Source organism: Deinococcus ficus (assembly GCF_003444775.1).
Lineage (GTDB): Bacteria > Deinococcota > Deinococci > Deinococcales > Deinococcaceae > Deinococcus > Deinococcus ficus.
In genome coordinates, this window is record NZ_CP021082.1 from 389,295 (window position 1) to 404,073 (window position 14,779).

Below are 14,779 nucleotides of genomic sequence, written 5' to 3' on the forward strand. Positions count from 1 at the left end.
GTATGACAGCCAATGAACTGGAGACCGGTCAACAGCTCCCGTGTCGCGGAACACACCCACGGCCCCCTGACGACTCAGTGGGCTTGGGGGTGGTCAACCAAACCTGGGGCGGTGCGTGCGTCAAGCAGCCCCTCGGTGCCGGCCAGCCACGGTGCCCAGGGCTGACGCACCAGAAAGCCTTCCAGCGCCTCCCGCGCCTCGGGGGACGCGTAGACCACCGGCTGCCAGAAGCGCTCCGTGTCCACCACGCGGTACACGTCCTCATCAAACACGAGATGCCGCGTCCCCTCCCTGGCAACAGGTCCGACCTGAAGGACGGTCGCGAGCCACCCTCGTTCCCAGGCGGCTGTCGCCACCTCTTGAATGCTGACCGTGAAGACGGCACGGCACTCGGCTTTGGTGAAGTCATCGTGGTACACGGCCTCACCGTGCCGGGCAAGTCCGCTGCTGGCGGATGGGCCGTTGTAAGCCTTCAGGATCAGCTCGTCGCCGCAGCCCGCCAGCAGCATGGAGATCTGAGTGGCGCGGTCCGGGCGGTACACGAGCGGTAGCGGGCATGGTGGGTGAGGGGAAGGCAGAAGAATACGGACATACGGCTCGCTGCCGTCGACCAGCTCCAGGGCCCAGAGGGCCGCATCGTCCCAGTCCACCCGATCGGCAAGGCGACGCTCGGCATGCACCGTCACGCCATACGTCACGTGCAGGCCAGCGGACACCGGAGCAGCGTTCGCGCCAGCCAGGGCGGTGCCTTCATGTCCGGGGAGTGTGTACTGCACCACCCGCGCCATGACCATGGGCGGCAGGGGATGATCGCCCAGCCGCGCCGCCTGAACCGTCACACCGAACGGGTCACCGACCGTGAACTGTGCATCACAGGTCACCGCCAGCTGATCAAGCGCCGGGGCCAGCCCTGAGGGCCGTCGGCGCAGGGACGCAAGCTGCCTGGCCAGGCCGGTGAGACCGACGGCCAGAACAAACAGGCCAGGCAGGGCCCACAGCAGCAACCAGCCGCCCGGCAGACTCCAGAGCACGGCGCGCATACCTAAAGCGGTCAACAGGGCCAGCACCCCGGATGCCACCAGGAAGGCTGCCCACTCGGTTGCCGACGCCGGGGGTGCAGGCGCCGGAGCCTCAGGCGGTTGCAGCTGGAAAACATGCCGCCGTGGCCGCAGCGCCGGCAAGCTGGGAGGCGTGCCCTGGGGCGCAGCGGGCAGTGCGGACCAGTCACCGTCCGGCCAGTCCTCCAGCATCCACCAATCCAGGTCCGTGAATGGAGGAAAGGGATGATGTCGAGAGTCGCCCTCCACCACCAGGACAGTGCCGCGCCGCCCCTCGGGCGTGGCCGGCTCGAACGCGAAGGGACTGACGTCAGGCCGCAGAGCCCACCGGCTCAGCGCGGCATCCAGGACCAGGGTGTCCCCGTGCAGGCGCGCCGCGTGAAACCGGCCTCCTGTCGCAGACAACAGCGGAGCCAACCTCACCCCGAAGTGCTGCTCCAGGCAGCCGATCTGCTGCGGCAGGCTCAGGGGTGGCCCTTCGGCGGCGCTCATTCCGACCAGCATTTCACAGGCGCACGTTTGCCGGACAACGGTCAGGCGAAATCCGGAGGAGGGTGTCAGGCCGGTCTCCTGAAGTGCAGCGGCCCTGGCTGGAGGTCCCGAGGGAACCGGTGGCCAGGGCATCCTGTTCGTCGCACCGGACCAACCCGGCCTGTGGGCTCTGGGGCAAAGCAACAGTGTGCGGCCAGCAAGTCTTGCCGGCCGCACACTGTTGCTCTTTCTGGGTTCAGGCGGTCTGGCGGGCGTGGCGGAAACCGAGCAGGGAGAGCAGCACCAGGATCACGGCGCCGACGTACGCGACGATGCTGGCGGTGCCGGCGATGCTGGCCATCGTGCCGAACGCATAGGCATTCAGCAGCATGCCACGCAGGGTGTTGCCCATGAACAGCGTCTGCCGCAGTTCGCCGAGCTTCTGGGCTTTGGGGGTGCTCTTGTCGGTCATCTGGATGTACTCGCCGGACACTTCCTCGTAGGTGCGGCCGCCGGACATGCCGTTCATGTGGGCGCCAATGTAGTGGTCGGCGAAGGCTTTGGCCTGTTTGCCGGTGGTCATCTCCTGACCGGCGTAGGCTTCCAGGGCGGCCTTGTCTTCCGGTTTGAGGGACTCCAGGGCGGGACCGGCGGGCATGGTGATCTTCTGGGACGCGAGTTGGTTGTGCACTTCGGCATTGATGAAGCTGCTGGCGGTCGTGAGGAGCACTCCGCCGATCAGAAGGACAGCGGCGAGGGCGAGACCAACGTAGGAAATCAGGCGGTCGAGGACACTGCGGTTCATTTGTTCACTCTCCGTGAGTCGAGCAGGGGCGGCGTCTTTCAGACGGTCCGGCAGGCGATGGAGGCCTGGGAGCGGCCCTCTTCGTCTGACAATGTTTTAACGTAAAGCGTTTTTGCTGACGAGTGACATTTATCCGGAGCGGCGATCCACGCCCGGTTCATGCCTGCGTCTCCCCTACCCGCCCGCGATGTCAGTGGCCTGAAGCGCACATTCTTCCTTTGGCTCCGAATGTTCGCCGACACGCGCCGGCCGGAGCTTTGGCCACCCATGTTCGAGGGCTCCCGTTCGTGATCAGGCTCCAGCGGCTATCAAACTGCATCAACGGAATAACCTGGCGACTCCGGCGATTGTGAAACAGGGCAGACTTCCTGCCCGGCATTTTGAGACCTTTCCACAGACCCGGCCTGTGCCAGGAAACCAGGAAACTCCGTACCAGTAGGCACCCCGCACGTGCCCCTCGGCCAGTCTGGTGCAGGTGACAATGATGCCAGAGGTCAGAGGCCAGACTGCGCCCATGCACCTGTCGACCCACCCCGAACCTCTGCTGGAACGCGCCAAGTGGCGCAGCCTCGACGGCCAGTGGAACTTCGCCTTTGACGACGACGGCGTCTGGCAGCATCCCGAAGACGTCCAGTTCGACCGCGTGATTCAGGTTCCGTACGCTCCGGAAAGCGTTCGCAGCGGCATTCATGACACCGGGTTCCACCCGGTCGTGTGGTACCGGCTGGACCTGCACCTGCAGGCCGACGAACACGTCACGCCACACGGGGCAGACGGCCGTCTGATCGTGCACTTCGGCGCGGTGGACTGGCGCGCCTCCGTCTGGGCGGACGGTGCTCTCGTGGCCACGCACGAGGGCGGCCACACACCATTCACGGCCGATATCACCCGTCAGGCCTCCCGGGCACAGGCCGAACAGCGGCCGGTCCGACTGGTCGTGCGCGCGGAGGACGATCCGCAGGACCTGTCCAAACCGCGCGGCAAGCAGGACTGGCAGCGTGAACCGCATTCGATCTGGTACCCGCGCACCACCGGCATCTGGCAGACGGTCTGGCTGGAGCACGTCCCGGTCAGCTACCTGCGGCGGCTGAAACTCGCCGGTGACATGGAAGGCTGGAGAGTCGCCCTGGAAGCCGACGTTGCGGGCCGCTGGCAGGAGGGTATGGAGCTGCGCGTCGTGCTGAAAAAAGGCGAGCAGGTGCTGGCCCGCGACCGGTACGAACTGCAGCGCCCGGACATCGCCCGGGTCGTGCCGCTGCCCGACCCGGGCATCGACGACTTCCGCAACGACCTGCTGTGGAGCCCGAACCATCCGGTGTTGATCAGCGCGACCGTGCAGCTGCTCTCGGAGAGCGGCGCCGTCATCGACGAGGTGCGCAGCTACACGGCGCTGCGCAGCGTCGGGGTGCGCGGCGGGAGATTCATGCTCAACGGCCGGCCGTGGTACCTCAAGATGGTGCTCGACCAGGGGTACTGGCCGGACTCCCTGATGACCGCCACGGACGAAGAACTGCGCCGCGACGTGGAGCTCACCCGCGAATTGGGTTTCGACGGCGCCCGCAAGCACCAGAAGATCGAGTCCCCGCGTTACCTGTACTGGTGCGACGTGTTCGGCCTGATGGTCTGGGAGGAGATGCCCAGCGCGTACCGCTTCACGCCCGAGGCGGTGCGCAGGCTCAGCCGCGAATGGGAGGAGGTGATCGAGCGTGACATCTCCCATCCGTGCATCGTGGCGTGGGTGCCGCTCAACGAATCCTGGGGCGTGCCCAACCTGCCGACCAACCCCGCGCACCGGGATTACGTGCAGGGCCTGTACTACCTCACGCGAACGCTCGACCCCTCCCGCCCGGTGATCGGGAACGACGGCTGGGAGCATGTGGCGACTGACATCGTCACGGTGCACGACTACGCCGCTGATCCGCAGGTCCTGCAAAGCCGGTACGGCACGCTCGCGCAGACCGCCACCACCCTCGAAGGGCTGGACCCGGCGGACCGGGCGGTGCTGCTGCCCGGCTTCAAGCCGGCCGAGCATCCCGTGATGCTCTCGGAGTTCGGGGGGATCGCGTATTTCCCGGAAGGAATTCCGGCGGGATCGGCCTGGGGGTACAGCACGGTCGACAGCGAGGAGTCCTTCATCGACGCGCACCTGTACCTGATGGCGGCCGTGCACGCCTGTAAGGGGCTGTCGGGCTTCTGCTTCACCCAGCTGACCGACACCTTCCAGGAACGCAATGGGCTGCTCAATCCGGACCGGACGCCGAAAGCCGACCTGCGGACGCTCGCGCGGAGCAATCAGGGACTGCGGCCCCAGCGCGATACAGGGCTCGACCCCAACCTCAATCCGGCAGGCTATGGGGACCTGTGGCATGAACGGCACGGCGAAGTGGTGCCCGGCGACGACTGAACGCGGCCATATCCGGGATTGAGCCGCGCTGCAAGGCAAGCGACTCGCCGCGGACCATTACGGGGCACCGGGTGACGCTGCAAATAACGTCACCCGGTGTTCTTGAACGTGTCACGGGTGTGTTTCAATCGGAGGCTGATTTCGAATGAACATGCTGCCCTGCACGTCGGCCATCCCTCCGCCTGCTGTCCAGTCCGCTGGGATCTGACGACACGATATTTGCTGAAATAACGCGACGCGTAAGCCGCCTGCCCGGGTCCCTCGCGTCTTGCCGTTCACTTCTGGGTAAGCTGAGGGCGTGAAGACCGTGACCGTGTTCAACCACGCGGGTGGCGCCGGCAAGACCAGCATCGTGAGGGACGTCGGGTATGAACTGGCCCAGGCCGGGCACCGCGTGATGTTGATCGACCTCGACCCGCAGGCAAATCTGACCGGCTGGCTGGGCGTCGAGGGCGTCACCAGAGACGAGACGGTCTACCCCGTGGCCGTGGAAGGCAGTGCCCTGCCGCAGCCCAGGCTGGTGCACGGCCTGTCCCTGATTCCCTCGCATGTCAGCCTCGCCGTCGCCGAAGGTCAGATGATGGGCCGCGTCGGCGCCCAGGTCCGGCTCCGCAGGGCCCTGCACGACGTTCGGGACGCCTACGATCTCGTCATGATCGACAGTCCGCCCAGCCTTGGTCAGCTCTCGATCCTCGGGGCGCTCGCCGCCGACCACATGATCGTGCCGGTCCCCACCCGACAGAAGGGGCTCGACGCCATGCCTGGACTCCAGGGCGCCTTCGCGGAGTACCGCGAAGTCCGGCCCGATCTCACGGTCGCCTTGTACGTGCCGACCTTCTACGACGCCCGCCGACTGCATGACCGTGATGTGCTGGCTGACCTCGAAGCCTTCCTCTCTCCCCTTGCTTCCCCCGTCCCGCAGCGTGAGGCAGTCTGGCTCGATTCCACCGCGCAGGGGGCGCCGGTCGGGGCTTACGCACCGAAAAGCCCGGTTCACCTGGACATCCAGCGGTTGAGCCGCGACGTGGCCCAGGCACTCGGCATGAGCTACGAGGTCACAGCATGACGCGGCGGACCCGTCCCGAACGCAAACGCAACCTCGAGGGTCTGCTGGGCCAGGACGCCCTGGACCTCACCCGGCCTGCTCAGGCACAGCGGCACCTTCCCGTCACGGAGTTGCATGCTGGGAAAGGTCAACCCCGGCGGGAATTCGATGACGCGGCCCTCTCCTCACTCGCGCAGAGCATCCAGACGTCCGGCGTGCTTCAGCCGCTGCTCGTCCGGCCGGCCGGGGAGCGGTACGAGATCGTCGCAGGAGAGCGGCGCTGGCGCGCGGCTCAACTCGCTGGCCTCACCGAGGTGCCGGTCGTCATCCGTGACCTGACCGACCCGGAGGCCCGTCAGATCGCCCTGATCGAGAACCTCCAAAGGGAGGATCTCAACACGGTCGATGAGGTCGACGCCAAGCTTGAACTGGTCGCCGGGACGCTCAGCCTTACCCGGGAACAGGCTCGCCACCGCCTCATGCAGCTGCTCCGTGAACCGCACGGCTCCGATCACGAGGCCCTTGAAGTGCTGTTCCAGGCCCTGGGAGAGCAGTGGACTTCTTTCGCCCGGAACAAGCTCAAGATCCTGAACTGGCCGGCACCCCTGCTCGACGCGGTCAGAGGCGGCCTGCCCTACACCCTCGCCCAGCTCATCGCCCAGGTGGACGAGTCCCAGCAGGACGCCCTAATCACCCTGGCCCTGAGCGGGGCCACGAGGGACGAAGTCAAACAGGCCATCCGCACCCTGAAAGACGAGCCGCAGGTCTCCCCCACTCAGCGCGTGGCGCGGCGGCTCGGCAGTGCCCGGTGGCTGGCCGCGCTGAATGACAGTGAGAAGAAGGACCTTGAAGCCTGGCTGGCAAAAATCCCGGCCTCGATCAAACGGCAACTCGGGTAACGGGAGACGTTCTTTCATCAAAGAACAACTGCCCGGTCGACCGACCGGGCAGTTCTGCGTTTCAGGATTTCAAGGTACCGGCGGACCGCCCGGACCTCGTCAGGTCATCAAGGGCGCTGGAGCGCAAGCAAGCGCAGGTCGGGTTCAACCGAGGGCATCGGGAGGGCTTCCTGGCCCACAGGGCGGGCCAGGTAAGCCCATGGAAACCACAGGGTGCCGATGGGCCGCCACCCTTCACGCTGAAGGGCCCGGCGCGCGGGATCGAACGCCATGACGCGGCAGTGTTCCCACTGTTCTCCCGAATGCTCAACGTCGTGGTAGAGAGGCCCAAACCCGACGGAATGCCACCCGTACCGGCCGAGCCGGTTCAGGGTATCGATCTCGGTCGAGGCGGTCAGGGGTGTCACCCGCCTGACCTGGCGCTCCGAGTCGGGAACGGCTGACCCTTTCCCAAACCGCTGCTGTGCGGCCTGTCGGGTCATGTCCAGAACCTGTCCGATCGCTTCCCAGCTGTGCCCGGCTGTGCGGGCCGACGACACTGCTGCCTGAAGCAAAGCCTGCACGTCTTCCTGGGCCTGAGCGGTTACGCGGATAAGGTTCAGGTGCCCAGCTACCGGATGCTCCTCCAGCTCTGGGAGGGTGGCGGCGATGGTTTCCGCCAGTCGGTCCCTCAGGGGGTCATCGAGGGTCATGAGGGCTGCGGCCTGAACCCAGGACGGTACTGAGATACACGCCGGCGAGGATCAGCAACACGAAGGCAGCTCCCAGCAGAATGAACCGGATGGGGCCGTCACTACTGACTGAGAGTGCAGCGCAGACCGCGCCGAGACCTCCAAAGAGAGCGACGTACGCGCCGCCATGAGAGTTTTTGGGTTGCCCGGTCATATGTCAATCCTATGTTGACATCGAGAATACGTCAAGTCTAAATTGACAAAAGGGGAGTGGCAGTCAGGGTGGACCTGGGCTGCAGCACTGGTCCTCAAGACGAGCATCAGGGGCAATGATGATGGCGTTCTTAGATCAAAGAACTGGACTGGGAGGCCCAACAGGACACCGTTGCAGAGCCTTAAAAGGGAAGCGGCAAGTGGCTCCGTCCAAGGAGCCGGCCTATCTGTTCATCTGAAGGTTAGGGGGAGGGGAGAGGCGGAACCTGCCACAGGAACGTATGTCATCCTGTCCTAGCTTGAAACCCATAATCAAATCACACTGAGAGCAGCTTCTTGGGCTCATTGAACTTCGGACAGTCTGTCCACCGCATGTCCACCAGTCCGCCTTCCCCGTGAGGCCGCTAAGATGGACCACGCTCCCAGCAGACGGGCCCTCGGGAAGGGTGCTCTAACCGCCGAGCAGGGCTTCCTGACCCTGACGGCGCCGCTCACCCGCGTCCTTGACCAGGGCTTTCAGGAAGGGCTCGGTGCGTCCCTCGAACACGGCTGCCATCATCTCGCGTTCCACGACCGACGCGTCCAGCACGCCCTCCAGGATCGCCTGATGCACACCACTCAAGCGGGCAGCACCCAGCTTCACCACGTGAACACCACCCAGGAGGCGGAGCCGGGCGAGAATGGCGTCGGCCTGTTCCGCACGGGGCAGCGACCGCAGCGCCTCCTCACGTGCGCGGCGCACCGTCTCAACGTCATCCTCTACGGGGGGGACCACCATCGTCCGGGTTGTCGCTGGCGTGACCGCTGTGGGGGAGACGAACCCTTCCGGGTCAGGGAACCGGGACCCGTCATCTTTGAGGATCGTCACGACGTACCCTGAGCGGTTCTTGATGCGCGTACGGTCCCTCTGCAGCAGGAATTCGGCCTTGGCGAGGCGGTGCAGCAGTTCCTCGCGGGGCACGCTCTGCACGATGCCGTTGGCGACGGCCTCACCGATCCCGTGCCGCAGAATCCGGGTGACGAGGTCCAGGCCGAAGGACGGACCGTCACCGAAGCGGTAGATGATCTCCTGCCGGCTTCCCGAGCCCTCGTACTCGACGTCCGCGAGGTAACCGCAGGCCTTCAGGTCATCGTGGGCCTTCTCGAGGGTGCGTTTGATGCGGCTGGGCACCAGGTCCTTGAGCTTGCATTCTTGGCCCCAGTCCGCCAGGGTCATCCGGAGTTCCATGGTGACGATCTGAGGGTCCGTGGGGTCGTACCGTTTGGCGTCGAGCAACCGGTACACGCTGCGGGCCAGTGGACGCACCAGCTGGTTCAGGAGCACCGGATCAAGCGGTTTGATGTACTGGGCCCGGACGCTCTGCACCAGGGCCTTGGGGAGGCGCACGTGGATCACGCTGCCCTTTCCGAGCATCTGATCCACGCTGTCGTAGGCCAGGCCCTCGATCAGCGAGAAGGTCTGGGTGGTCCAGCGGCGCTGGGTGTGCGCACGCCAGGCATTCTGGGTGAGGAATTTCGCGCTGTTGAGCCGGTGAAGGCTGGAGCGCAGGATCTGGTAGTACCGGCCTCCAGTGTCCAGACCGGCACACTGCAGGATCTGGTGCGGGGTGGCGACCACTTCTCCGCTTTCCGGCGCGCCCTGCTCCACGAAGATCGTGAGCAGCCCGTTCATGATGTCGCCATCGAGCCCGTGCGGCACTCCGCCAAATTCACTGGGGGCGACACAGGAGAGGAGGGCCGGCTGACCGTCCACCTCGAAGGCCACCTCCCAGCTGGTGTAATCGTCCGGGATTCGTTCCTGAACGCTGATCAGGGCGAGGCGCCCGATGTTCAGTTCGTCGATGCGGTCCGGCCGCTCCGGCAGGGGAGGGTTTCGCACAGCGGCCGGGGTCGGAGCAGTGGAACCGGACGGCTTCGCTTTCACGGTGGTTCCACTATAGGTCACGGCAACGCTGATGTTGAAGTCATGTGATTGAAAAAAGAGTAGTGATGAATAAAAAGAATGATCATCATCAGACAAATGGCAAAATCTCCGTCCTGGCCGACTGTTGGACGGCCGAACTGACCGAGATGTCCGAACTTCCGACCCAAGAACTGACCGAGATGTCCGAACCCAATTCTCAAAACTGGCCGAGATGTCCGAAGTCACCCCTCTTGATTGGCCGAGATGTCCGAGGGTGTGCTGGCCGAGATGTCCGTGCCTGCGCGGGTGTGCTGGCCAAGATGTCCGAACTGCCGCGAGCTTTGCGTGAGCAGATCTGACCGAGATGTCCGAACTTTGGCCAAATTTCTGCTGGTTGCTGTTCGGACATCTCGGCCAGTGGCAGAAACTCCCCCTACACAGGGAAAGGCGTCCTGCTGGGCGAAAATTCACAGTGACAGATGAACTCTCCAAGATGTCCGAACAAGACTGACCGAGATGTCCGAACCTCCAGCTGTCTCATGCTCGTTTCGCTCCCCTGGTGCTGGCATCTTCATCAAAGGTCGGACATCTCGGTCAGTTCCGACTAGAACCAGGGTGAACGGGCGGGTCATGACCTCTGACTTCCCCAGCTGTTCGGACATCTCGGTCAGTTCTGACCAACGTAGGCCTGCTAGAGGGCTGCAGTTCCACCGCTGTTCGGACATCTCGGTCAGTTGCTGGGACCTGCTGCCGGAGAGGTCTGGCTTTCTGATCGTTTCAGCCGCAGATCACGGCGTCCTTCGGGTGGGCAGCGGTGGCGCGCGAATGCTGCCCATGCCGCCACAGAGCGGCACCTGAACAGTGGACCGCGAAGGATGGCAGACCTCAGCTGTACGTTATTTGGTCAAAGAACGCGTGCTCCGCATGGAGGCGGAGCACACGTTGAGTCGGACTTATCGGGGCAGGCATCACCGGGGAGCGGGATCAGGAATACCGGAAACGGCGACAGAGCCGTCTTTCTTTCACGGCAAGGGGCTTACCGGAAGGTGTCCTGGAAAGCGCGGAGGTTGGTTTCCTCCCACGGCATGGCGAACACGGCGAAGACGACCTCCTGGAATGCTCCCCGGTGGCGCCCGGTGGTCAGCAGCGACCGGAAGGTTCGCGCGACATGCAAGGGGTCGTTGCGGAACGCCCCACACCCCCACGCTCCCAGTACCAGGCGGTTGCACCGCTCCTCCCGGAACAGGGAAAGCAGGAGGGACGCCCGCCGCTCGATGATGGCCTGGGCCTCAGGAAGAAGCCGGGTGAATGCCTCCTGCCCAAGCCCCCGCAGGTTGGGGGCGGCCGCAGTGAGGACGTCGAGGTGATGCGGCTGCGACAGCCACTGGCCGTCCTCGTCGCGAAAGACCGCCACGTTCCGCGCGAACATCAGGTGGTCCGTGTACAGCCGGTCGGCCTTACGCTGGTGCATTTCGTAGTACTCCGGGTGCAGGCCCAGGGCGGCCGGCAGGGCGCTGGCGCGGCACAGACTTTCCTCCTGCGCGGCCGACCCGGTCAGGAACCCGCCGCCCAGCGAGGTGGCCGACGCGAAGTTCAGCACGGACACCGGAGAGGAATCCTCGGAGAGGAGACGCCGGGCCGCAGTCAGGGTGGTTTCGCGGGTGACCGTGATCCGGGTGTCCTGCGTCCCCGGCTGAGTGAAGGCCTCGGTGACCAGCAGCTGGGCAGGCGTGAGGAGGCGGGTGCCGGCGGCCGTCCGCGCGAGGTGAGGGGCGAGATTCACCCGGCCGGACGGGCCGTCGTACGCCTGGGCCTGCAGGGCAGCGACCGTGTCATGGGCGTCGCGAATCAATTTCTGGCGGTCGAGGGTATTCAACGTGGCCTCCGGATGAGCGGCGAGGAAGGGGAGCACTCAGCGTGAAACAGGAAGAGCATGCGAAGGGCGTGCTCTCCCGGGCAGTCCGGCTTACTGCCGGCGTTTGCTGCGCGTGCGGGCGTCAACCTGACTCAGGGCCCGCTTGCGGGACAGCGCGGCGTCCCCGGAGGCCATCGCACCGGCCACCGCCTGCAGGTCCTGCAGTTCATGATGCAGAACCTCCGCGGACATGGGGGCCGACGCGATCAGACCCTGCACGGACCGCAGGTGCTCCTGCGCAGCGAAGAGGTCCCCTCGGTCCATGGCCGAGACCGCTTCCCGCTTGAGGCGGGCGGCCTGCTGCAGCGCCTGCGCTTCCAGGACGGCCGGGTCTTCCGGGAGGGCCTCGTACGCGGCGGCGTCGAGAAGCGGCAGGTCCAGCTGTGCGCGGCGCGTCTGGCGTTTCCCGTCCGTGCCCGTCCACGCCAGGCGCACCCGGGTGACGCCCAGCGTCCTGCCGGCCGGTTGCGCCGGCGCGGGCACCGTGAGGGTGACCACCACCTCCACCGCCCGTCCGTCCACCAGGTTCGGCAGTTGCAGCCGGCCGTAGGTGTTCCTGGTCAGGGCGGTCAGGACATCCTGGACCTGGACGCCGAATTCCGGGTTGGGCTCGAGGCCCAGGCTGACCATCCGGCCGGTGGTGCGGGTCAGGCCCTGAAGCTCCTCCTCGAAGAAGGTCGGGAGCCGCGCGGGGTCCTCGACGTGCTCGAAATTTCCGTCGCCAGCGTCGGCGATGGCCAGCAGCAGTTCCTCGTCGTAGTGCGCGCCGAGGCCGATGGCGGTCGTGCTGATGCCCCGTTCGGTGAGGCCGCGCACGTCCCGCGCAATCTCGCCGCGGTCCGTGACACCGGCGTTGGCCTGCCCGTCGCTGAGGATAATCACGCGGTTCAGGGCGCCCGGCGTGAGGTGCTGCGCGACCTGCGTGGCGCCTTCCAGCCAGCCGCTGTGCAGGTCGGTGGAGCCGCGGTCGTCGATCCCGTCGATGGCGCGGATGATCGCCTCCCGGTCCGTGACCGGCTGACTGGGCACGATGACGTCCACCTGCTGGTCGAAGGCGACCACGCTGACCCGGTCGTCCGGGCGCATCTGCCGCACGGCGGCGACTGCAGCCTGGCGGGCCATCTGGAGCGGCGTGCCGCTCATCGAGCCGCTGCGGTCGATCACGAAGGCGAGGTTCAGGGGTGGACGCCGGGTGGTCTGCCCGGACGTGGGCGCCGGGTGAACGCGGATCAGCAGGGTCAGGGTGGTGGTGTGCCCGGCGAGCAGGGCGGGACGAAGGGGACGGAACTCGATGCGGGGGGTGGTCATCTGGGCCTCCTGAGGTGGTCGAGGGCGTCGAGGAACAGCTGGGCAAGGCGTTCTTGCTCAAGCCGGCTTCTGGGGAGCCGGAAGTCGGTCCGGACGTGCACGTCCAGGCCAGGAGCAAGAGGCAGGCGGGTGTACTGCACCGGGGTAGAGGCGGCCGGTGCCGGGGATGGTGCGGCGGGTGCTGGAGCGGCTGCGGCGGGGCGGCGCAGCTGTGCGAGGTAGTCCAGGGCGGGATTGCCGGGCTGGACGGCCAGCTGGGTCTGCCCGGCGAGCAGGGCCTCGAGGTCGTCGTCCGTGCGGGACTGCAGGGTGTCCTGAAGGGTGGAGGCGCTGAATCCGTCGGCCATCAGGCGCCGCAGGGTGAGCAGTTGCAGCAGGTGACGGCGGGTGTAACGGGCTTCCCGGCCCTGTTTCAGGGGCTCGTCCAGGAGGCGCTCGGTGGTGTAGTGGCGAACGAGGCGGGCGTTGACGTCGTCTTTGGTTCTGCCGGCCTTGCCGGTGGGCAGGATGTCGGGGAGGAACTGGTTGGCAGCGTCGACGAGGTCGTCGAGGGTGCCGGTCCAATCCCTGCGAAGGGTGAGCACGGACATGACCCACACTAATTCTGACAATCTGGATTGTCAATATCCATTCCGATTGTCAAGCTGGACTTCTTGAGTCAGGGCGTACGGTGGGCACTGAAGGCCACCCTCAGGCGCTCCATCGCCTCATCCCCCAGCGCGGCGCGCACCAGGGCATACGAGTGGTGGTGCTTCGCAGGCCACTGCGAGACCGGCACCTCATCCCCGTAGTAAAGGTAGTCCCAGGCGACCGCCTCCCAGCTGCTGCACCGCAACCTCAGGTCTCCCAGCTGCCCCTCGGCCTGCTCCGGGCAGGCGCCGCGCGGCGCTCCGGTCACCTCATACGCGTGGCCCGTCCACCACGCCGGTTCGCAGTCCAGCAGCACGCCCCGCACCTCCGCGAGGAAGCCGTAGTCCGTCTCCTCGCCGACCTGACCGCCCAGCTCCGTGATCATCTCCTCGAACTCGGCCCGGCGCTCTCCAGGGAACGTCAGGTCAAGGTCGTCATGGGGCCGGGTGATCCGCCCGAGCCGCGCATCGATGGCCCAGCCACCACCGATCCACAGCGGCAGCCGCCGCCGGTCCGCGGCCCGAAGGAGGGAGCCCAGCAGGGCGAGATGCAGGTCATTCACGGGCTGCTGTGAAGATAGGGCCTCGACGCTGTGACGAAACAGGGGAGCGCCTCAGGAGCCAGAGACGTCCATGTTCCTGGTTGGCGCTGTGATCTGGCGGACCCCACGCCCCCGAGACAAGGTCCGTTCCCCGGTCCTCCGGCAGGGGAAAAGGGCGCCGCGGACGATCCGGCATGGCGTAGCGTGCGGCATGACCCTGCCACTGCTCACGGACCGCTTCCCGGACGCCCTGAACCTCGCCCACGCGTGGCACGCCACCCAGCGGCGCAAGGGAGGGGAGGTGCCCTACATCTCCCACCTGCTGGGCGTCGCGTCCGTCGCGCTTGAATTCGGGGCGGACGAGGACGAGGCCATCGCCGCGCTGCTCCACGACGCGCTGGAAGACGGCCCCGAATACACCGGCCGGAACGCGAGCGACCTGCGGCTGGAGATCGTGCGGAGATTCGGAGAGCGGGTGGCGCAGCTGGTGGACGGCGCGACCGACGACGCCCCGGACGCCGGGCAGGCCAAAGCCCCCTGGCAGGACCGCAAGGCCGCCTACCTGAGACACCTGCGAGCAGCGGACACGTCCATGCTGCTGGTCAGCGCGTCGGACAAACTCCACAACGCCCGCACCATCCTCACCGAGGTCCTCACCCACCCGGAATCGCAGCGGGCGGCCTTCTTTGAACGCTTCAGTCAGGGACAGGCCGGGACCGTGCAGTACTACCGCCTGCTCGCCGACGCGTTCATGGCCGCTCCGGCCGGTCAGGCCCGGCCCGGCCTGAGGGCACTGTTCCGGGAACTGGAGCGGACGGTCAGCGCCATCGAGCACGCCTGCGGCCTGACCGCCGACGAAGCGCGCACGGGAGGCCCCCTGCAGGCTGAGTAACGCCCGACAGGGCAGGGCAGGCCG

General features: G+C 66.3%; 13 protein-coding genes. 5 read left to right on the forward strand and 8 right to left on the reverse strand.

The window, feature by feature from the left end; genetic code table 11:
- Positions 1–74: 74 nt before the first annotated feature.
- Both DFI_RS15405 and DFI_RS15410 read right to left on the reverse strand, forming a co-directional pair.
- Complete coding sequence (locus DFI_RS15405) at positions 75–1,550, reverse strand: hypothetical protein (protein WP_027463706.1); 1,476 nt, start codon at positions 1,548–1,550, stop codon at positions 75–77.
- Between the two features lie 235 nt (positions 1,551–1,785).
- Complete coding sequence (locus tag DFI_RS15410) at positions 1,786–2,334, reverse strand: hypothetical protein (protein ID WP_027463705.1); 549 nt, start codon at positions 2,332–2,334, stop codon at positions 1,786–1,788.
- A gap of 514 nt (positions 2,335–2,848) precedes the next feature.
- On the opposite strand from DFI_RS15410, the gene DFI_RS15415 reads away from it, so the two are divergent.
- From DFI_RS15415 to DFI_RS15425, 3 genes are all read left to right on the forward strand, one after another.
- The gene (locus tag DFI_RS15415) at positions 2,849–4,738 is read left to right on the forward strand and encodes a glycoside hydrolase family 2 protein (RefSeq protein WP_027463704.1); all 1,890 of its coding nucleotides are present in this window, start codon (positions 2,849–2,851) and stop codon (positions 4,736–4,738) included.
- 298 nt (positions 4,739–5,036) lie between these two features.
- The gene (locus DFI_RS15420) at positions 5,037–5,804 is read left to right on the forward strand and encodes a ParA family protein (protein WP_027463703.1); all 768 of its coding nucleotides are present in this window, start codon (positions 5,037–5,039) and stop codon (positions 5,802–5,804) included.
- A complete protein-coding gene (locus DFI_RS15425) occupies positions 5,801–6,682 on the forward strand; it encodes a ParB/RepB/Spo0J family partition protein (RefSeq protein ID WP_027463702.1) in 882 nt (293 codons plus the stop codon). The genes DFI_RS15420 and DFI_RS15425 overlap by 4 nt, the downstream gene beginning before the upstream one ends.
- Before the next feature lie 107 nt (positions 6,683–6,789).
- On the opposite strand, the gene DFI_RS15430 is transcribed toward DFI_RS15425, so the two are convergent.
- Entirely contained in the window at positions 6,790–7,374 is a 585-nt protein-coding gene (locus tag DFI_RS15430) for a hypothetical protein (RefSeq protein ID WP_027463701.1), read from the reverse strand.
- Positions 7,375–8,017: 643 nt separating this feature from the next.
- Positions 8,018–9,445 carry a replication initiator protein A gene (locus DFI_RS15435; RefSeq protein ID WP_051308077.1) on the reverse strand — a complete coding sequence of 476 codons (1,428 nt, stop codon included), beginning with the start codon at positions 9,443–9,445 and terminating at the stop codon, positions 8,018–8,020.
- Positions 9,446–9,555: 110 nt separating this feature from the next.
- Between DFI_RS15435 and DFI_RS20315 the strand changes: the two genes are divergently transcribed.
- Positions 9,556–9,828, forward strand: coding sequence for a hypothetical protein (locus DFI_RS20315; RefSeq protein WP_162145432.1), 273 nt, complete (start codon positions 9,556–9,558; stop codon positions 9,826–9,828).
- 677 nt (positions 9,829–10,505) lie between these two features.
- On the opposite strand, the gene DFI_RS15440 is transcribed toward DFI_RS20315, so the two are convergent.
- The 4 genes from DFI_RS15440 to DFI_RS15455 all read right to left on the reverse strand — a co-directional run bounded on the left by DFI_RS15440 (position 10,506) and on the right by DFI_RS15455 (position 13,884).
- Complete coding sequence (locus tag DFI_RS15440; RefSeq protein WP_162145431.1) at positions 10,506–11,345, reverse strand: TIGR02452 family protein; 840 nt, start codon at positions 11,343–11,345, stop codon at positions 10,506–10,508.
- A gap of 90 nt (positions 11,346–11,435) precedes the next feature.
- Positions 11,436–12,692 (reverse strand): vWA domain-containing protein, encoded by a 1,257-nt coding sequence (locus DFI_RS15445; protein ID WP_027463699.1) that lies wholly within the window; start codon positions 12,690–12,692, stop codon positions 11,436–11,438.
- Positions 12,689–13,282 (reverse strand): MerR family transcriptional regulator, encoded by a 594-nt coding sequence (locus tag DFI_RS15450; RefSeq protein WP_027463698.1) that lies wholly within the window; start codon positions 13,280–13,282, stop codon positions 12,689–12,691. Before DFI_RS15450 ends, DFI_RS15445 begins: the two co-directional genes overlap by 4 nt.
- Before the next feature lie 68 nt (positions 13,283–13,350).
- On the reverse strand, positions 13,351–13,884 hold the full coding sequence (locus DFI_RS15455; protein WP_027463697.1) for a nucleotidyltransferase domain-containing protein: 534 nt from the start codon (positions 13,882–13,884) through the stop codon (positions 13,351–13,353).
- Between the two features lie 190 nt (positions 13,885–14,074).
- Between DFI_RS15455 and DFI_RS15460 the strand changes: the two genes are divergently transcribed.
- Positions 14,075–14,755 (forward strand): HD domain-containing protein, encoded by a 681-nt coding sequence (locus DFI_RS15460; protein WP_022802597.1) that lies wholly within the window; start codon positions 14,075–14,077, stop codon positions 14,753–14,755.
- The last annotated feature ends 24 nt before the right edge of the window (positions 14,756–14,779 follow it).